Below are 19018 nucleotides of genomic sequence, written 5' to 3'. Positions count from 1 at the left end.
GCCGCTACCGCCGGCTGCCGCGCTGCTGCATCGCCGCCGACTGCGGCGGCTTCACGGTGTACGGCAACAGGATCTTGATCTCCCGCCAGCACGTCGTGACCTCGTGGCTGTCCGTGCCGCCCTTCGGGTCGCGGACGAGGAAGCGCGCCGTCTCGCAGCCGACGAAGCCGGGGCGGGGGCGGAGGCAGACGGCCTGCGTGCCCTGGCCGGTGACGGTCAGGTTGTCCGCGTCGTAGTCGCGCAGGAACCACAGCAGGCTGGACACCGGATCGTCGGCGTCCGTGGCCTTGTTCGCCAGCGGGTAGCACGCGGCAGGGCTCGGGCGACCGCCTTGGCTCGCGCCGACGGTCTTGCCGAGGAGGAGGTTGCGCAGGATGACGGGCTTGGCGTTCGTGATGACCCATGTGAGCGTGATGCCCGCCGTGGCCTGCAGGCCCTTGGAGTCCTTCACCGCCAGCTCGGGGAACGTGCTGCCGATGTAGCCGTCGCTCGGGATGAAGTCGAACGACCGCTTGTCGCTCCCCTTCAGCGCCTGGGCCTTGATGTCGCCCGAGTTCTCGATGAACCACTCCAGGCCGTCCGGCCCGTCCTCGGCATCCCCGGCCACGCCGTTCAGGTCGACGTGGATCGTCGTGTTCACCGGCGCCTGGTACTCGCGGACCAGGCGGTCCATCCAGATGACCGGCGGCTGGTTCGGCCGCTCCGTCCAGTTCAGCGCGATCGGCTGGCGCACCTCGCAGCCGTCGGTATCGCGCAGGACGATGTCGACGAGGGCGGAGTAGTCCACGATGATCGAGGAGTTCAGCGAGAACACGAGCTGTGTCGTGCCGTTGCCGGTGACCATCAGGTCCTTGTACTGCGGCTCGATGTCCGCCCGCCACTGCAGCAGCGCCGGCGCGGTCTCGACGTCCGTGCCGTGCGTGCCGAGGTCGATCGTGATCGTCTCGCCGTAGCGCACGGAGCCCGGATCGGCGATCCGCGGCGTGATCCGCGGGCAGTCGTTGACGGACCTCACGATGACCTTGAACGTCGTGTTCACCCTTGTCGGACCGTCGGCGATGAGGACGCGAACGGTCGTCTGGCCGAACCAGTTGGCCTGCGGCGTGACGCTGATCATGAGCGTGCCGGCGATGGGCTCGATGCCGGCCTCGGGCGCGCCGTAATCGATGATCGTCAGCTTCAGGCGATCCGGCGGGCAGTCGGCGTTCGTGACGTACGCGGCGAGGTTGACGACCGTCGACTGGTCCTCGTCGAGGACGACGTCGGGGATCGGCGCGACGCGCAGGCCGCGGGCGTAGTCGATCGAGTTCTGGTAGAGGCTGCCGACGGCGCCGCAGCTGTCCTTGCCGAGCGCCTTCCAGCCGGCCCACCACTCCGCGAACGTCGTCGGGTTCTTCTGGCGGAAGACCTCCCAGACGTCGCCGAAGGTCGCGTTGAACGTGTCGAACTCCTCGACGGTCTGGTCTTCCTCGTACAGGTCCCAGAATGCGCCGGCGATTCGGCCAGGCACGCGATCGCCGTTGTTCCAGCCCGGCGTCACCGGCCCGGGCGCATCGAGATCGAGCCGCCGGAGGACCTGCGAATCGAAGAGCGCCTCTTTGTAGACGGCCAACGGCAGGAACGTCGCAAAGCCCTGTACCAGCGCGCACGCCGGATCGATCTCGTTCTTCATGTTCTCTTCGGACCCGGACAGACACGCCGTCCACGCCGCCGGCAGCGTGCCGTAGATGTTGTGGAGAAGCGCGTAGGCGGTGTGCTGGACGACGACGTCGGAATAGCCGGCCGTGTCATTGCGGAAGACAAGCTCGCGCTTCGCCGGATCGTACAGCGGGCCGGTCTGGCTGTCCTTGGACCAGTAGCCGGTCACCTTGCCCGGGTTCGAACCGCTTGCGGACTGCATGAACAGCCATGCTTCGGCCATGTTCACGAACGTCCAGAGAGCCTCCACGTCGCGCGTCGTCCCCTGGACGATCAGGCGCGGCATCGTGACGGAACCGTCGGCCACGTTTCGCTGAATCCCGTCTTCGCGGTCGAGGTCGTAGCTCTGCCAGACGAACTCGCGGCTCGTTCCGAGCTGGAGGAGCTTGACGTCGCCGTTGTCCGTGAAGAGCTTGAGGAAGATGTCCTGGCCGGTGAGCCCGGCCTCACCGCCCGGCGCGTCGCGGTCCTGGTTGGGCAGCGGCGGGCTCTCGAAGAAGCCGTTGATGTCCGTTCGGGCCTCGCCGAGCTTGCTCGACGTGTCCGGGAACCCCTTGTCCTGGTCCCAGATCTCGACGCGCACCCCGGCGGCGGCGTGCGCGCGCTCGATGTCACGGTCGATGTAGTCGATCCGGCCGCGGACGACGATCTGGCCCGCCGGCACCTCGTCGGCGGCCGGGCGGGCGTGGGCGGTGCGGGGGGTGCGCGGTCCGACGGCGGCGCCGGTGAGCCACGCGAACGTTGCGGGGGTGGTGAGCGTCAGCGCCAGGATTCCGAGCGCCAGACATGCGGCACGCCGTGGCAGGGCAGCCATCCGAACCTCCTTGGGTGTTGAGCCAATCGATCGCGGCCCGGCCGACCCCGGTCTTGTGTTGGGGGGTGGTCGGCAGGGATGGGACCGCCGGGCAGGGCTTCAAGGGTAGAGGACGGATGAGATCGGGCCGGTGTTACGGTCAGATCGGGGCGCAACCTGTCACACCAACTTGACCGCGGCCCGACACCGCTGCCTTAATCCTGCCACCCGCGCCCGCCGCACCCCGCCGGCGGCCCCCGCACACCGGACGTTGCATGCGCATCCTCATCCTCGGCGCCGACGGTCAGCTCGGACGCGCAATCGCCCGCCGCGCCGTCGGCCACGACGTCGTCGCCGCCCCCCGCACCCGAATCGACGTGACGCGGCCCGACGCGTCCGACGCCGTCGCGGCCGTCCGCGCCGACGTCGTCGTCAACGCCGCCGCGTTCACGGACGTCGACCGCTGCGAGCGCGAGCCTGAGGCGGCGTTCGGAGGGAACGCGGTCGGCGCCTGGCGGGCGGCCAGCGGCGCGGCGGCGTCGGGGGCCGCGTTCGTCCAGGTCAGCACGGACTACGTGTTCGACGGGCGGAAGGGCGCGCCGTACGTCGAGGATGACGCCCCGGCGCCGATCAGCGTGTATGGCGCCTCCAAGCTGGCCGGCGAACACCTCGTGCGGGCCGTCCAGCCGGCGCACTACGTCGTCCGCACGGCCTGGTTGTACGGCCTCGGCGGGCGCGGATTCGTCCAGCGCATGCTCGCGCTGTCGGGCGAGCGCGACCGATTGGCCGTCGTCGACAACGAGGTCGGCAACCCGACGTTTTGCGATGACCTCGCGGATGGCATTCTCGCCCTCGTCGCGACGGGCACGTACGGCACGTACCACCTGACGAACGAGGGCAGCTGCAGCCGCTGGGACCTCGCCCGCGCCGCGCTCGACCGCGCCGGCCGGCGGGACTTCCCGATCGACCGTGCCGCCGCGTTCCCGCGCCTCGCCCGCCCTCCGGCATACGCCCCGCTGGCGAACCGCGCCGCCGCCGCGCTCGGCATCCGCCTCCCCGCCTGGGAATCGGGACTCGAGGCCTTCTTCGAACGCGGCGGACACCCGGACACCGCCGCCGGGGTCGCTGACGTCCCGGCGCGGGTCCGGTCGTGATCGAGCGGATCGACAGTGCCGTCTTCGGGCCGGTGCCCGACTTCGTTCGGCTGACGGTCCGCATGAGCCGCATCCAAGGCGTGACCGACGGGGCGGCCGCCGCTGCACGCGACGCCCTCACGCGCGCCGCGGTCGCGGCGGCCGCGGCCCCACCGCCGGATGCGGTGTTCGCTGCGTGGCGGGCAGCGTACGCCGACGTCGGGTTGCCGGCCGCAACCATCCCGCCGCATGAGGCGTTGCTGGCCTGGGCGCGGTCGCCGCACGGCGTTCCATCGCAGGGCGTCGTGGCGGACCTCCTCAACGCGTTCTCCCTGGAGCACGGCATCCCGACCGCTGGCTACGACGTCGCCAACATCCAGGGGGATCTCTGGCTGCGGCCCAGTCGCGGCTGCGAGGCGCACTGGCCGCTTGGCGGTTCCGCCGGTCGCCCGGCCACGGTGGAGATCAACGAGCTGATCCTCGCCGACAGCGCCGACGTCGTTGTCGCGCGGGCGTGGCATGGCGCGCCGGGTGCGCAGGCGTTCATCGGTGGGGCCAGCCGCGACGTCTTGCTGCACTTCGACCTCCTGCCGCCCGCACCCGCGGCGCTGGCGGATGCCGGCTTGCTCGCGCTCGCGGCCTCGGACCGAATCGGCTCGCTTCTCGGCGGAACGTTGGCCTGGCGCGTGATGTCGCGCGCCGTTCCGATGGCGCGATGGGAAGCGTGAGCGCGGCGGGGGATGGCCCGCCGGTGGGTCCGATCGCTTCGGTCATCATCCCCACCTGGAACGGCGCGCACCACTTGACCGTCTGCCTCGACAGCCTCGGTCGCCAGGACTGCGGGCCGTTCGAGACGATCGTCGTCGACAACGGCTCGACGGACGGGACGCGTGATCTCATGGCGGCCTACCCGGCGGTTGCGACGATCTGGCTGCCGGCGAACATCGGCTTTGCGGGCGCCGTGAACGCCGGCATCGATCGTGCGCGCGCCGACGTGATCGTCCTGTTGAACAACGACACCGAGGTCGAGCGGGGCTGGCTGGCGGCGCTCGTGCGGGGGCTCGAAGCGGCGCCGGGGGCCGGCATGGCCACCTCCAAGGTCCGACTCTTCGATCGGCGGGAAACGCTGCACACGACGGGCGACACCGTGGACCGCGCCGGGCAGGCCGCGAACCGCGGCGTCTGGGAGGTCGATCGCGGGCAGTTCGATGGCGACGACGCCCGCTGGGTCTTCGGCGCGAGCGGCGCGGCGGCGGCTTACCGCCGGGCGATGCTGGACGACGTCGGCGTCTTCGAGGCGCGTTTCGGCAGCTACTACGAGGACGTCGACCTGGCGTGGCGGGCGCGGCTGCGCGGTTGGCGCTGCGTGTTCGTGCCGGACGCCGTCGTCTACCACAAGCTCTCGGCGACGGGCGGCGGACCGGTGGCCAGCTACCACGTGGCCCGCAACCGCGCCTGGACGATCCAGCGGTGCTACCCGTCGCCCCTCGTCGCGAGGAACGCCTGGCGCATCGCGCTCGCTGAGGGCCGGACGTTCGCGCGCGCTGCGGCACGCGCGCGGCGCCGCGGCTCGCGCGACGATGCGCGGTCAGATCGTGGGCTGGGGGACGGCGTGGCGCTCGTTCGGCGCGCGGCGGATCATCCAACGGTCACGGCGGATCGATGCCCGGGCGATGGCGATGCTGCTCACCGGACGCGAGCCGGCGCCGATCGAGGGGCGTGGCGCGGACCACGGTGGCCGATGACGAACGGAAGGCGTGCCACACGGGCACGCCTTCCGTTGGATTCAAGGGTCTGCGGATTCAAGGGTTTGCGGATTCAAGGGTCTGCGGATTCAAGGGTCTGCGGACAACTACCTGTGTCGGATGTCCGAAGCGTGTCCAGTGACAGAGTGCTAGGCCCGAACGCCGAACAGCCGTGCGCCGACGCCCAAGAGCACGAGCGCGGCAGCGGCCAGGACCATCATGTCCGACATCCCGCCACCGGTCGTCGGCAGCTCGGACGGCTTCGTCCCGGCGACGGCGGCGGGCTTGGCCGCGCTCGATGCCGCGGTGCTGCTCGTCGTCGAAGCGCTCGTCGACGCGCTCGTCGACGCGGTCGTCGATGAGCTGCTGGCCTTGGATGCGCCGGCCGGCTCGCCGGACTTCTCGGTGACGTTGCGGAGCGTCACGCTGTACAGCGGGTCGCCGGTGGGTGCGGTTGCCTTCGCGTCCGCCTCGGCCGTCACGTACACGCGGGCGACGCGGTACTCGACCGCGGCGTCGGCGATCTTCAGCTCGTCTGTGAGCGTGCCGATGTTGTGCCGGTAACCATCCATGTCGACGGCCCACACGACGAACGCCTTGGCGTCCTCGAAGTCGGCAAGCTTCATCGTCTCGGCGGCGCCCGAAAGGTCGACGGCCACCATGGCCGACGTCCCGTTGCCCACGATGTCGACGACACCGCTCGGCGAACCCTTCATGGCCTCACCGGCCCGCAAGCTGATCCCCTGAACGTTCTGGGCATGCGCCGTCGTGCCGGTAAACACCGCCAACAGCGCGATCCATACCATCGTAACCGCACACCTGCGCATGGCATCCTCCTAAGGGAGCGGCACGGCGACACATCGAAACGGCATCGCCCCACGCCCTCGCGGCGCGTCGGGCCATTCTACCACAGCCTGTCGACCTCGCAATCTTAAGATATTCGTAACCGCGCATCGAAGGGGCTGGCCTCCCCCACTTGCCATAACGTGGCCGTGCTGCTAGCCTCCGATCATGGACAGGGACGACCACCCAGCGCCGCCGCGCGCGCCCTCGCAGCTGCCGCTGTTCGGCGGGCATCCGGCGACGGGGCCGGGTGCCGCCGGTCCCGTAGGAGACCGAGTGGCGCCGTGGCCGGCCGTCAAGGCGGCGACGACGTTGGACGGCGCCACGGCGGCATTCCATGAGCACTTGCTGCGCGCCGGCAAGACCGAAAACACGCGCCTGGGCTTTGCCAGCGACCTCCGCCTGCTCGCGCAGTTCCTCGGCCATGGCCGGCCGATCGGCCAGATCGACGTGCACGATCTGCAGCGCTTCCTGACGTGGCTGCTCGAGCACCGCGGTGAGCCGTGCAGCGCCAAGAGCTACGCCCGCCGCGTGACGACGCTGAAGGTGTTCTTCGCGTGGCTCGCCGCCGAGGGTGCCCGTGCGGACGACCCGGCACTGCCGTTGGTCCATCGCCGCGCCGTCGCGCCGTTGCCGCTCGTGCTGACGGACACGCAAGTGGATGCGCTCCTCGGAACGGCCGCGGCCATCCGGGGGCGGGATCAGGCACCCGACCCGCGGCCGGAGCTCCTCGTGCGGCTGCTCCTCGACACCGGACTCAAGAAGGGCGAACTCATCCGCCTGAAGAGCGCGGATGTGCAAGCCGACCCGGCCGCGCCGTCCGTGCTCGTGCGCTACGATGCGCCGCGATTCCGGGCCAAGGAACGGCGCGTGCCGTTCGATGCCGTGCTCCTGCCGCTGCTCGAGGCCTACCGCCGCCGCTACAACGTCGGCGACGACGCCCCGCTCTTTGCCTGCACCGCGCGGAATCTGGAATACGTCCTCGAGGACATCGTGCGCGACGCTGCCCTGCCCGAGCGCACGAGCTTCGAGACGCTGCGCTGGACGATGGCGCTGCGCGCCTGGCGGGCCGGCGTGCCTCCGGAAGCGCTCAGCGCCCGGCTCGGCCTTTCGCCGATCACATGGGCCGAGACGGCGCAAAAGCTCGGGCTGCTGGCGGCGGGCGTCGGACCGGCGAGCGGCGTGAGCGAGCGGTTCCCGTCGGCGTGAGGATGTGCGTCGGGCGCGCGGGCACCAGGGCGATGCGTCGGATTAGTCGGCGCGCTCGCGCAGAATGCTGCGGGCGATGACGAGGCGCATGATCTCGCTCGTCCCTTCGCCGATCTCGGTCAAGCGGTTGTCGCGGTAGAAGCGCTCGACGGGCACCTCGCGGGAATAGCCCATCCCGCCGTGGATCTGGACGGCCTCGAAGCACGCTTTTTCCGCCGCTTCGCTGGCGGCAAGCTTCGCCATCGCGGCCTCTTTGCCGAACGGGCGCTTGTGGTCCTTCAGCCACGCCGCCTGCCACGTCATCAGCCGCGCTGCGTCGAGCCCAACGGCCGAGTCCGCCAGCTTCCATTGCACGGCCTGGTTCGCCGAGATCGGCTTGCCGAAGGCGATCCGTTCGAGGGAGTAGCCCGTCGCATGCTCCAGCGCCGCCCGTCCGAGGCCGAGCGCCATCGCCGCGATCGAGATCCGGCCGCCGTCGAGAATCGTCAGCATCTGCTTGAGCCCCTTGCCGGCCTCGCCGAGCAAGTGGTCGTCGCGCAGCGCGCAGTCCTCGAAGAACAGCTGGCTCGTGATCGAACCCTTAGGGCCCATCTTGGGCTCGTCCTTGCCGACGACGAAACCGGGCATTTCGCGCTCGACGATAAAGCAGCTGACGCCCATGTCCTCGCCGTCCACGACCGTCCGCGCCGTCGCGATGATCGTGCCGGCGATCCCGCCGGACGTGATCCACATCTTCTGCCCGTTCAGCCGCCAGCCGTCCGGCGTCTTCTCGGCCGTCGTGCGCGTTGCGCCGGCGTCCGAGCCGGTGTGCGGCTCCGTCAGGCCGAACGCGCCGAACATCGCCCCCGAGGTCAGTCGCGGCAGGTAGGCCTGCTTCTGCGCTTCGGTGCCGAAGAGGGCGAATGGCGAGCAGCCGAGGCTGACGTGCGCCGCGTAGACGAGCGCGGTCGAGCCGCACGCCGCCGCAAGCTCCTCAACTGTCAAGGCGTAGCTGACGGTGTCGCCGCCGCCGCCGCCGTACCGCTCGGCGATCGGCAGGCCCATCAGGCCCATCTCGGCCAACCGGGCGAAGTTTTCGGCCGGGAAGCGCGACCGCTCATCGACGTCGTGGGCGCGCGGCGCGAACTCGCCTTGCGCCACCGCACGCACGGCATCCCGGATCATCCGCTGCTCTTCGGTCAGCTCGAAGTCCACTGCGTCTGCTCCGGATCGGGTGGGGCGGCCGGCGGCGTGGCCGGGACACCGGGCGTCGGCGGCGCCGGGTGCGCCAGGGCGCGAGAGGATACCGGAGGCGCGTGGCCGGCGCAAGCCGGTTCGGTGGCCGTGCAGACGTGCCGTGCAGAGGCGCTGAAACGGCTCGGGTTGGCACTGTCGGGTGTGTGTCGCATGCACGGGCGCGGTCTTGACACGGCCGCCGTGGAGCGTATCCTAGTCGACGGTCAACTCGTCCTATCCATATCGCATGCATCTGCAGGTGAGCATTGCGCCCGACTGGGTTCGATGCGGGCCACCGGGATGCGTTCTGATAGCGGTCCGATACGTTCACCCTTTCCCCAAGGTGCTGTGCTCCGGCACGCCGTGCCGGCCGGGTGGGCGGTTCCAGTCGCCGTCGCTTCCCCCCGCGCGGCACATGGAGGTTTCTCGAGCATGCGATTCCCTCCGTGCCGCGCGTGCCCCTTGCGTCCCGCTGCGGCCATTGCTGCGGTCCTTGGCGTCTTGTTGACCACACCGCCTGGCGTTGCGGGCCAGGCGTCGCCCGGCGCTCACGTGCCCGCGGATGCGCTGCGCGCGCTCGCGACGACCACGTGCGAGCCGGCGTGGCTGGCTGCCCTCCAGCCGCGCTCGCTCCGTCCGCAGGAAGCCCTTGGCTTCGCGCCGCTCGCGGCGGGTGATCGGACGCGGTTGCAGCCGCCGGCAGGTACGCCGCGCGTGTATGGCGTCGCGGGCGATGAAGTCGCGGCCGATGAAGTCGCGGCCGATGAAGTACTGTCGCGGGGCGACGGGGCGACGCTCGACGCTGACCGCGTGGCTCGCCGCGCGGCGGCGCGCGCATCGGATCTCGACGCGGCCGACGTGGCGCAGGGATCCGTCTCGACGAAGCCCAACGACGAGTACTTCGACTTCCAGAGTGACAGCCTCGGACAGGTGCTTCACGTGTTCGACGCTTGGCAGGTCAGCTACGGCCGCGACGACGTGACGATCGCGGTGATCAGCGACGGCGTTGACCTTGGCCACCCGGACCTCGGGGCCAAGATCTGGCGGAACCCGGACGAGACCGCGGACAACGGTCGGGACGACGACGGGAACGGATACGTCGACGATGTACAGGGCTGGGACTTCGGCCGCGACTGGAACGCGCCGACGAAGGGCGACAACGAACCGCAGCCGCTCTACTTCGAACCTCGAACCGTCGCGCGCTCCCTGAATCGCGGCACGCAGATGGCCGGCATCGCGGCAGCGCAGACGAACAACGGCGAGGGGATCGCCGGCGTATCGTGGGGCGCGCGGATCATGCCGATCAAGGCGACCTTCGCCGCCAAGGACCCGGACACGGATCGATGGGGCGCCGCGTTCTGGATCAAGAGCATCACCGAAGGCGTTTGCTACGCGGCCAAGAACGAGGCGACGGTCATCCTGATCGGTGGCCTGCCGCTGGGCGAGCTCATCCCCGACGAGGTGCGCTACGAGAGCGTAAAGCGGCTGTCGGAGGCGATCGCGTTCGCCGGAACGAAGGGCATTCCCGTCATCGCGCCGGCCGGTGAATGCGGCTTCGTCGAGCGCGTCGATCAGGTCCAAGGGTGCCCAAAAGGCGCGAATCCGGACATCTGGCCGGCGCGCACGAACAGCTCCAACGTCATCGGCGTGACGGCCACGCACGTCGACGAGGACGGCTACAAGTATGCGCGCCGCCGCACGATGAGCACGGGGCCGTGGGTGGACATCGCGGCGCCGGGCGAAGGCTTCTACACGACGATCAACCGCGTCCCGGGCGGCACGGACGATGAACATGAGATCGAGCAGCCCTATCAGATGATCGCGCCCTTCCGGCTCCTCTTCGCGCCCGACGACTTCGCCGCTGCCCACATTGCCGGCGTGGCGGCGGTGATGAAGACGATCAACCCGACGCTGTCTCCGTTGCAGGTCAAGGAGCACTTGTGCCGCGGCGCGCACCGCGACGAAACGCTCGGCGAGTTCGAGGTCGGCGACGACGACTGGCTGCGGAACGACGCGTACGGCTGCGGCGTGGTGGACTTCGAGCGAACCGTCGAGCAGATGCCGCGCAAGATCCGACTGGATGGCGGTCGGGCGATCCACTCGTTCGTGCCCTTGGGCGAGCCCGAGATCCAGCGCTATATCGTCAACCCCTACCTCAACGTGGACGCCTGGGCGATCTACACTGAGACGACGTGGCTCGAGGAGGAGGCGCGCAGCCAACGGCGCGGCGAGGCCTCGGTGCGCGGACTGGTGATCAACATCGAGAACCTCGACCGCTGGGCGAACGGCCTGTCGTCGAGCAGCGTCATCGCGCCGCAGGAAGTCCGCGTCTGCCCGACGAACGACCCCGACCTGCCGCGCGCTCTGAAGTTCAACCAGGAGGACTGCGGCCTGGCCGCGCGCACCGGCTGCGCGTGCCTGCAGCTCCGTGTCCACGTCGCCGACCACGTCAGCCGGATCTATCTGCCCCGCGGCCTGCGGTACGCGGATCCAGCGATTCACTGACGATCGGGTCCGGACGGTCCGGGTTCCGGCGCCCGTCGCGGTTGTTTGGAGCGAACCGCCGGTCGCCTCAGGCGTCGAGCGCCGCGGCCAACCGCAAGAGGTCCGGGTCGAGCGGCTTGATCCGGCCGACGATGTCCGCGAGCGGCGTCGCGACGACGTCCCCGCCGTCGCTGCCGATCAGGATGCCGTGCTCGCCGGACGCCAGGCGCCGCGCAGCCTCGGCCCCGAAACGCGTTGCCAGCAGGCGATCGCTTGCCGTCGGCGTCGCGCCGCGCTGGACGTGGCCGAGGACCGTGGCGCGGACGCTGATCTCGGCCAGTCCGTGGGCTTCACGCGCAGCGCGGAGCGCGTCGGCCAGCGCCGCGGCGCCGGGCCGCGCGCCCTCGGCGACGACGGCGATCGCATGGCGTTTCCGGCGCCATGTCGCCGCCAACTCGGCCAGCCACGCGTCCGGATCGATCGGATCCTCCGGCACAGCGAACGCCTCGGCCCCGCCGGCGACCGCGGCGTGGAGCGCCACATGGCCGCTGTCGCGCCCCATCACCTCGATGAGGAACACCCGCTCGTGGCTGGCGGCCGTCGCGCGCAGCCGGTCGATCGCCTCGATCGCGACGCTGACCGCGCTGTCGAAGCCGATCGTCACGTCCGTGCCGACAAGGTCGTTGTCGATCGTCGAGGCGATGCCGACGACCGGGACGCCCAGCGACGCGAGCGCGTGCGCGCCGGCCTGACTGCCGTTCCCGCCGATCACGACGAGGGCGTCGACGGCCTCGGAATCGAGCGTGGCGACGGCGTTGCGCTGCACGTCGGGCGACCGGAATGCCGGCAGGCGGGCGCTTCCGAGGACCGTTCCGGCGGCGTCCATGATGCCGCCCACGTTCCGCCGGTCGAGCAGCCGAACGTCGCCTTCGACGAGGCCGGCGAAGCCGCGCTTGATGCCGATCGTGGCGATGTCGAACGACGCCGCCATCCGCACGACGGCGCGCAGGGCCGCGTTCATGCCGGGCGCGTCGCCGCCGCTCGTGAGCACCGCGATGCGACGCGGCTTCATCGTCCCTCCGCCTGTTGTCCGAGTCCGAACCGGAGCCGGTCGATTCTAGTGGCGGGGTGACGGCCTGTCCACGCCTGCCGGGTGGCGGGTGTCGGGCGGCGACGTCGGCGGCGTGACCGGCAGCACGATGCGGTGTCGCTCGGTGTAGCGCGGCGGACCGGCGGACAGCGTGCTGTCCATGAGCGCGACGGCGGCCACCGTCTGCCGGACGGCCGTCGAGGGGACGCGGTCCAGCAGCCGCCGAACGTCGCCATCGTCGCCCCGCCGGAGCCGAGCGAGCGTCATATGCGCGGTGAACCGGCTGCCGGCGGGGAACCCGCACGCGCGCACGGCGCCCTCGGCGACGGCGGCCAGCCGCCCGAGTGCGTCGCCACCCGGATCGACGTCCAGCCACAGCGTGCGGGCGCGGTGCGCGGACGGAAAGGCGCCCAGCCGGCCGAACCCGATCTCGAAGGCGGCCGGCCACGGCGCGCCGTCGAGGGCCGTGACGAGCGGCGCCTCGGCATCGGCGGCGACGCTCCCGAGGAAGCGCAGCGTGATGTGCCAGTTCGGCGCTGGAACGACGCGGCCTGGCAGCGGTCCGCCGAGCGCGGCATCGAGGTGGCGCGCGATCGCGGCGCGGGCGGAGTCGTGGATCGGGACGGCCACGAACAGCCGCAGCAGCGTGGCTTCGGTCATGGCGCACCACGCTCCTCTAGCACCGCGAGGAGCTCGGCGAGGATCATCGCCGTCGCGCCCCAGACCGCGCGGCCGTCGACGTGGAACGCCGGCACGCGGCGCGGCTGTCCGTCGAGACCGGTGCGGACGGCTGTGCCCCGGGCGTGCGGGTCGGCGAGGGCGTGGAGCGGGGTCTCGATGAGCGCTGCCACCTCGTCGGGCGACGGGCGGAACGTCGGGCGGGCGGGCGCCGCGGCGACGATCGGAAACACGAGGAAGTTCGTCGGCGGGATCCAGAGCGGGGAAAGGGGGCCGAGGATGTCGACGGCATCGGCGATCCCGATCTCCTCGGCAGCTTCACGCAGTGCTGCCGCTTGCGCTTCTTCGCCGGGCTCGATTCGGCCGCCGGGCAGCGATACCTGGCCGGCATGGTCGCGCAGCGATGCGGGCCGCTCCGTCAGCACGACGTGCGGCGCTTTGGGGTTGGGGTAGATCAGCACGAGCACCGCACCCTCGCGCGCACCCCCTGCGCGCGCCTCGTCCACCGTGCGGCCCGCGCGGCCGGGGACGGTGAGGGCGCTGAACGCAGCCTCTCCGGGCAGGTCGCCAGCCGCCAAGCGGTGGCGCAGGCGTGCGACCACGGCCGCGTGGTCAGTCACCGGACGTCGGCACCGCGTCGTCCCTCTCTCCGATCCTGTGGCCGCTGGCCACCAGCCATGGGTAGAGGTAGGCATTGATCATGTAGGCCCAATGGTACGCCGGCGTCGTCGAGACCCAGGGCGCCACCTTGCACGGCACGCCGTCGAAGCCGGGCGGGTTGGCGGTGTACTCGGCGAGAACGGCATCGACGCGGCGTTGCCAGCGGGCGGCCGTCGAGAGGTCGCCGGCGGCGAGGGCCGTGCGGATCAGGGGCACACCTGCCAGGACGATCGAAAGGCCGGCCGGGTGGCCGATCTCGGAAACGAACCGTGCGCTGCCGGCGGGTCGACTCGGTCCGACGTCGATGTACAGCGCGCCCGCGCGGTGTTCGCCGCACGGCATCGTCCAGAGTGGGTAGCGGGCGACATCGAAGCCGACGCCGTTGCCGGGCCGGAGATCGGCCAGGCTTTGGCCGTCGGGCATGATCAGTGTGGCCTCGGCGGATGCGGCCAGCACGGGCCAAGCATCGCGGGGCGCGAAGCTCGGCCAGACCGCGCCCTGCGGCAGGTCACTCGTCAGCTGGGCGATGCCGATGGATGCCCACGTGAAGCCGAGGTAGGGCAGCGAGGGCGCATCATCCTGGTGGTTCTCGATCCAGTAGCGGTTCTGGCCGTAGGGTCCGCCGTCCGTCTCCGCCCCGACGGTGCGCACGGGCACGCCGAACACCGGGTCGGGGCGGTTGTAGGACAATGCGTAATCAACATAATGGCGACCGGCGGCCGTGAGGACGTCCTTCTCGTCGGCCGCGATCCGATCGCCCGCGACGGCCATTGCGACGACGACGCCCGCGCCCATCCAGGCCATCTCCTCGGCCGGCGAGTTCCGCTTGTCGGCGTCCCAGCGGAACGTGTGCGAGACGGCCGCGGCGACGTCCTCGTCGCCGAGCGAGCGCGCCGGTGCCTCGACGGCGCGCCGGGTGACGAAGTCGAGCCGCGCGTTCGGCATCCGCTGCGCCGACCAGAAGGCGGCGCGCCAGGCGCGGGCGGTGCTGACGAGAACATCGTCCAAGGGCGCGCCGATGTCCGGGTGGATGCCGCCGGTCTGGGCGACCGCATCCGCGAGCACGCCGAGCTCCATCGCTCGCTGCGTGTTCTGCCAGACGGCGGCACGCGTGTCGCGGTAGCCGAAGCAACGAGGCGGGTCGTCCGAGCCGAACGGGTTCGGCGGATCGCAGCGCACGAAGACGAACAGCTGCATCACGCGAACGGACTCCGCCAGGTAGGCCTGGGCCCAGTCGTGATGACGCATGACGTCGGTGTCCGTCATTGGCCGCCCCGCCTGCACGAGGCGGAGCGCGCGTGCGGCATGGTACAAGCCGAACGCGTCGGGCACCCAGACGTGGCAGGCGCTGCGGTGCGCGCCCGGTCCGAACACGTCCGGGATGTCCGGAAAGTCGGCGCACGCGGCGTCGACGTTCACCATCGCGGCGGCGATGGACGGCGTGACGTCGACGCTCGGGACGAGCGTTTCGAGCGGATGGCGGCGCTCGAACGCTTCGAGGGCGCCCCAAATGCGATCGGCCAGCGCCTGATCCGGCCACGAGCCGACATCGCGTTCAAGGCGCGGCAGGTAGACCGTCGACCTCGAGTCGGCGACTGAGCGCGCTCGTTCCGCCGCGTCCGGTGGCTGCGCGTCGAGGGAGGCAAGCGTCGCGGTCACGAGCAGCCCGGCCAGCAGGATCGACAGCCTCGTACCCCGCCGCCCCCCCCCCCCCCCCCCCCCCCCGGGGGGCCCCCCGGGCGCCCCCGTGGGCGGGGTCTGGGCCGTTCGCCGTCGTCGCAGTGCTCGGCAACGGCGTGGCGGATCGCGTTTGACGAGGGACATGGCGCGCGCCCTTCCCGTGACAACCGGCGGTCATTATGACTCGTCGCGGGCCGTCGGGGTTGCGTGCCGGTCACCAGACGCACGAACGGGGCGGCTTGCGCCGCCCCGCCCGCACGGGGTATGGAGGTGTCTGATCGGTTGCACGGTCAGGATACGGATTGTGGGGGTGGAGGGACATCGTCCGAAAGGTGGATCGACGGGGGATGCCGGGAAGGTGGGTCAGGACGCCGCCTTGGCCGTTAACGCGCAACGCCCCGGCGGGGCGACTGCCCGGCCGGGGCGTTGGTTGGGGCGCGTGGCCGCCTGTGAGGCGGCGACTAGCGCCACGGTCGGCTCAGCCGATCGAGGCGGCTCAGGAGCGATCGGCTGCGCTGACGCTCGTCCGCCACTCGGTCGCCCTGGCGCTGGCGGATGCGAAGCTGGCCGATCGCTTCACGGCGCAGGTCGTCGAAACGGGCCTGCTGGGCACGGATATCGGAATGGAAAAACATGGTGGACCTCCAAATGGCCAATGCGGACGAGCACGTCGATGCCAATGCCCGACGTACGGCTACAGAATACGTGCCGCGTCGCTCGACTGCATCGGCCGAAAGGTTGACCTTTGCCGGTTCGGCGGGCACCTAGTACCCCGCCACTGGCCATGCCTAGGGTGCCTGGCAGAGTACGAAGGCCAAAGATTCTGCAGTGGCGGGGTACTAGCGGCGCTTCGCCGTCCACGCAACCGGACAGGCAGGGCGTGGGGTTCGACGGGAGCGAACGCGCGTCACAGCAGCCCGAGCTCGCGTGCGACGGCGACGGCCTGGGTGCGGTTGCGCGCGCCGAGCTTGCCATAGATGTTGTTCACGTGCGTCTTGACGGTTGACAGCGCGATCGTCAGGCGTTCGGCGATCTCGTGGTTCGTTTCGCCGGCCGCAACGGCGGCCAGCACTTCAAGCTCGCGCGGGCTGAGCGGTTCGAGGAGTCGTGCGTTTGCCTGCTTCGCACCGTCAACCGAACGCAGGCCGCTGTCGCCGTCGCCGCGCTCCGCCACGGCGCGAAGGGCGGTCTCATGCGACGCAGCCGCGAGGAGCTCGGCCACGTAACCCGCCAGCGCTTCGTCCAGCGGATCGATGCCGTCGGCGGTCGACCGGGCGAGTTCGAGCGCCTCGACCGCCCGGTCGCCTTCGTCAAGGAACAACCGAACGTAGTGCTCCGGCAGCGCGTGCTGGAGTGCCGTGCGCATCGACAGGGCGGCCCCCGTCCGATGGCCGTGGGCCAGCGCCAATCGGGCGGCGGCGAAAGAGCGGCCGACGCGCAGCGCCGTACGGCCGCTCGACCCTGCCAGCTGCGTGGACAGCGTCTCCAGCATGTGGGCCGCCGTGTCGAGATCGCTGAGGAAGAGGGCGAGCTGGGCGCGCAGCAGCAGCCCGCCGCTCACTGCCTCCGGCGCGCCCTCGCTGATCGTTCCATCGGAGGCCGGGCCGCCCTCGCCGGCCCAGCGAAGGGCCGGCCCCGGATCGCCCGCCTGCAGGCCGGCGATGGCCCGGGCGTACTCAACTTCGGCCAAGTACTCGGGGCGGTCGTGGCGCAGCGACAGCGCCTCGGCGGCATCGAAGTCGGATGCGACGTCCGCCCACCGGCCTGTGGCGACGGCGAGCCGAGCCCGCGCCAGGTGACCGGAGACGGCCGTCCGAACGTGGACGTGGCGGCCCTCCGCCAGCACCAGCCCGTCCGTGATGCGCTGGGCAGCCTCATCCCGCTGGTCCCACTCGCGGAGCACGTCGCCAAGGCCGATGTGCGCCAGGCCGGTCAGCGGCAGCTGTTGGAGGTTGTGCTCTTCGGCGCAAGCCAGCGCCTCGCGGTACGCGGCGGCCGCGGCATGCAACGCGCCGTCCGCGTGGTGGGCGCGGGCGAGGTTCACGGACGCGGCCAAGGTTGCGTAGCCGTTGGCCGCTCGGATGCTGATCGCGCGCGCCTCCGCGAAGGCGGCGGCGGCCGCGGCCTCGTGGCCGTGCGCGAGCTCGGCCAAGCCGAGATCGATCGTTGCCAGTCCGCGCCACGGGAGGTCGTCGGCATCGAGCAGCTGCATCGCGGATCGCGCCTCGGCGGCGGCCGCGGCGCTTTGACCGCGCACGCCGGCGGCCGTGGCGCGGACAACGGCAAGGCGGCCCCGCCACGGCGGAGCGTCGTCGGCGAGCGCGTCCATGAGTTGGTCGAGGAGCGGATCGACCGTCTCGAGCGACTGGCCGAGCAGGACGGACGAGAGCGCCGCGTACACCCCGAGGCGGGGATGGCGGTCCGTGGCGCCCGCCGGAAGTCCCCCGATCCAGCCGCTCAGCGTTGCCGCGCGACCCTGCGTCCAGGCATCGTCAGCAGCCAGAAGGATCAACGCCGCCGCGTCGTCCTCGTCCCCGGCCTCGAGGCTGTGCCGGACGGCGCGAACGATGTACCCGTTCGCGCCGTACCAAGCCGCGGCGCGCTGATGAAGCTCGGACACCTCGAGCGGGGTGTGCTCGCTCGTCAACCGGACGCGCAGCGCGTCGGCGAACAGGCGGTGGTAGCGATACCACTGGCGGTGGTCGTCGAGCGGAACGACGAAGACGTTCTCGGCATCGAGGTGTTCGATCATCGTCTGCGCCGTGCCCTCAACGGCGCCGACGACGGCGTCACACAGCGAACCGCAGAGCCGATCGAGCACGGATGTCCGGAGCAGGAAGGCGCGCACTTCATTCGGCTGCACGTTCAGCACTTCGGTGGCCAGATAGTCGCCGACGTAGCGATGGCTGCCGTCGAAGGACGAGAGGATGGTCTCGACGCCGCGATCTCGGGCCGCGCGGGCAGCGAGCACGAGACCGCCGACCCAACCTTCTGTCCGTTCCGTCAATCGAGCGACCTGGTCCGCATCGACGCCGAGTCCGGTGACTTCGGCGAGGAGAGCGTGCGCCTCTTCTTCGTTGAAACGCAGGTCGGCCTCGGTCAGCGCGCACAGCCGCCCTTCGACCAGCCACCGCGTCGTTGGGAGCGGCGGCTCGACGCGCGTCGTGAGGATGGCTCGCACGTTCTCGGGCAGATGCTCGAGGAGGTAGCCGAGCGAGTCGAGCAGCACCGGGTCATCGATGGCGTTCAGGTGGTCAAGGGCGACCACGATCGCGGTGGGATGCGCAGCCAGACCGTTGATCAGCGCGGTGAGCAGGGCATCCTGCTCCACGCGGTCCCGGCTGCGCACGAGCGCTTCAGCACCCGGCGCCAGGGACGGAGCCGCGGCGTGGAGGGCGGCCACGACACCGGCCCAGAACCGCGCTGCATCGTTGTCGGCGCCGTCCAGCGCGATCCATGCCACCGTCGACGGCTCGGTCGAGGCCCGCAACGCGTTCAGCCATTGGATGCCCAGCACGGTCTTGCCAGATCCGGCCGGCGCCGACAGGACCGCAACGCCGCCGGGCGGCGTCTCGTCCAGGCGCGCCGCCAAGCGCGGTCGGGCGACCAGGCCATGGCGAGGACGCGGCAAGTAGAGCTTGGTCGACAGGAATCGATCGAGCAAAGCGCAGCCCCCCAGTCCGGGCGGCGGGCCGAATGGCCGTCCCGTGTCGGATCGGTTGCGATTATACGTCGGCCGCCACCGCCGGAATCCCGACGCCAAAATCTTTAAGGCTCCAGGGCTTGACAC

General features: G+C 70.9%; 13 protein-coding genes. 5 read left to right on the top strand and 8 right to left on the bottom strand.

The genetic code is table 11. The features are described from left to right. Positions 1-4 precede the first annotated feature (4 nt). Positions 5-2512, bottom strand: coding sequence for a hypothetical protein (locus IPG72_09045; GenBank protein MBK6769138.1), 2508 nt, complete (start codon positions 2510-2512; stop codon positions 5-7). 254 nt (positions 2513-2766) lie between these two features. On the opposite strand from IPG72_09045, the gene rfbD reads away from it, so the two are divergent. From rfbD to IPG72_09025, 4 genes are all read left to right on the top strand, one after another. Continuing rightward, on the top strand, positions 2767-3645 hold the full coding sequence (gene rfbD, locus IPG72_09040) for a dTDP-4-dehydrorhamnose reductase (GenBank protein MBK6769137.1): 879 nt from the start codon (positions 2767-2769) through the stop codon (positions 3643-3645). After that, positions 3642-4352, top strand: coding sequence for a hypothetical protein (locus tag IPG72_09035; protein MBK6769136.1), 711 nt, complete (start codon positions 3642-3644; stop codon positions 4350-4352). Before rfbD ends, IPG72_09035 begins: the two co-directional genes overlap by 4 nt. Further along, positions 4340-5731 (top strand): glycosyltransferase family 2 protein, encoded by a 1392-nt coding sequence (locus tag IPG72_09030; protein MBK6769135.1) that lies wholly within the window; start codon positions 4340-4342, stop codon positions 5729-5731. The genes IPG72_09035 and IPG72_09030 overlap by 13 nt, the downstream gene beginning before the upstream one ends. A gap of 757 nt (positions 5732-6488) precedes the next feature. Next, positions 6489-7421, top strand: coding sequence for a site-specific integrase (locus tag IPG72_09025; GenBank protein ID MBK6769134.1), 933 nt, complete (start codon positions 6489-6491; stop codon positions 7419-7421). A gap of 42 nt (positions 7422-7463) precedes the next feature. Here IPG72_09025 and IPG72_09020 read toward each other — a convergent pair whose 3' ends face one another. Beyond that, positions 7464-8615 (bottom strand): acyl-CoA dehydrogenase family protein, encoded by a 1152-nt coding sequence (locus tag IPG72_09020; GenBank protein ID MBK6769133.1) that lies wholly within the window; start codon positions 8613-8615, stop codon positions 7464-7466. Positions 8616-9188: 573 nt separating this feature from the next. Between IPG72_09020 and IPG72_09015 the strand changes: the two genes are divergently transcribed. Beyond that, complete coding sequence (locus IPG72_09015; protein ID MBK6769132.1) at positions 9189-11141, top strand: S8 family serine peptidase; 1953 nt, start codon at positions 9189-9191, stop codon at positions 11139-11141. 67 nt (positions 11142-11208) lie between these two features. Here IPG72_09015 and IPG72_09010 read toward each other — a convergent pair whose 3' ends face one another. The 6 genes from IPG72_09010 to IPG72_08985 all read right to left on the bottom strand — a co-directional run bounded on the left by IPG72_09010 (position 11209) and on the right by IPG72_08985 (position 18892). Beyond that, a complete protein-coding gene (locus IPG72_09010; protein MBK6769131.1) occupies positions 11209-12192 on the bottom strand; it encodes a 6-phosphofructokinase in 984 nt (327 codons plus the stop codon). Between the two features lie 45 nt (positions 12193-12237). Next, positions 12238-12870, bottom strand: coding sequence for an RNA 2',3'-cyclic phosphodiesterase (thpR, locus tag IPG72_09005; GenBank protein ID MBK6769130.1), 633 nt, complete (start codon positions 12868-12870; stop codon positions 12238-12240). After that, a complete protein-coding gene (locus IPG72_09000) occupies positions 12867-13508 on the bottom strand; it encodes a CoA pyrophosphatase (protein ID MBK6769129.1) in 642 nt (213 codons plus the stop codon). Before IPG72_09000 ends, thpR begins: the two co-directional genes overlap by 4 nt. Further along, positions 13501-15207, bottom strand: a complete 1707-nt coding sequence (locus tag IPG72_08995) for a hypothetical protein (protein MBK6769128.1) — start codon at positions 15205-15207, stop codon at positions 13501-13503. Before IPG72_08995 ends, IPG72_09000 begins: the two co-directional genes overlap by 8 nt. A gap of 482 nt (positions 15208-15689) precedes the next feature. Next, a complete protein-coding gene (locus IPG72_08990; GenBank protein ID MBK6769127.1) occupies positions 15690-15863 on the bottom strand; it encodes a hypothetical protein in 174 nt (57 codons plus the stop codon). 272 nt (positions 15864-16135) lie between these two features. Then, positions 16136-18892, bottom strand: coding sequence for a hypothetical protein (locus tag IPG72_08985; GenBank protein ID MBK6769126.1), 2757 nt, complete (start codon positions 18890-18892; stop codon positions 16136-16138). Positions 18893-19018: the final 126 nt, after the last annotated feature.

The sequence above is a fragment of the Candidatus Avedoeria danica genome, assembly GCA_016703025.1.
Taxonomy (GTDB): domain Bacteria; phylum Chloroflexota; class Anaerolineae; order Epilineales; family Epilineaceae; genus Avedoeria; species Avedoeria danica.
The sequence above is the reverse complement of the archived record's forward strand: the minus strand, read 5'-3'. Positions and strand labels throughout refer to the sequence as shown.

Coding starts and splice junctions, on each gene's coding strand:
- IPG72_09030 (MBK6769135.1), top strand. CDS start 4,340: ATGGGAAGCGTGAGCGCGGCGGGGGATGGCCCGCCGGTGGGTCCGATC.
- IPG72_09045 (MBK6769138.1), bottom strand. CDS start 2,512: ATGGCTGCCCTGCCACGGCGTGCCGCATGTCTGGCGCTCGGAATCCTG.
- IPG72_09010 (MBK6769131.1), bottom strand. CDS start 12,192: ATGAAGCCGCGTCGCATCGCGGTGCTCACGAGCGGCGGCGACGCGCCC.
- thpR (MBK6769130.1), bottom strand. CDS start 12,870: ATGACCGAAGCCACGCTGCTGCGGCTGTTCGTGGCCGTCCCGATCCAC.
- IPG72_08990 (MBK6769127.1), bottom strand. CDS start 15,863: ATGTTTTTCCATTCCGATATCCGTGCCCAGCAGGCCCGTTTCGACGAC.
- rfbD (MBK6769137.1), top strand. CDS start 2,767: ATGCGCATCCTCATCCTCGGCGCCGACGGTCAGCTCGGACGCGCAATC.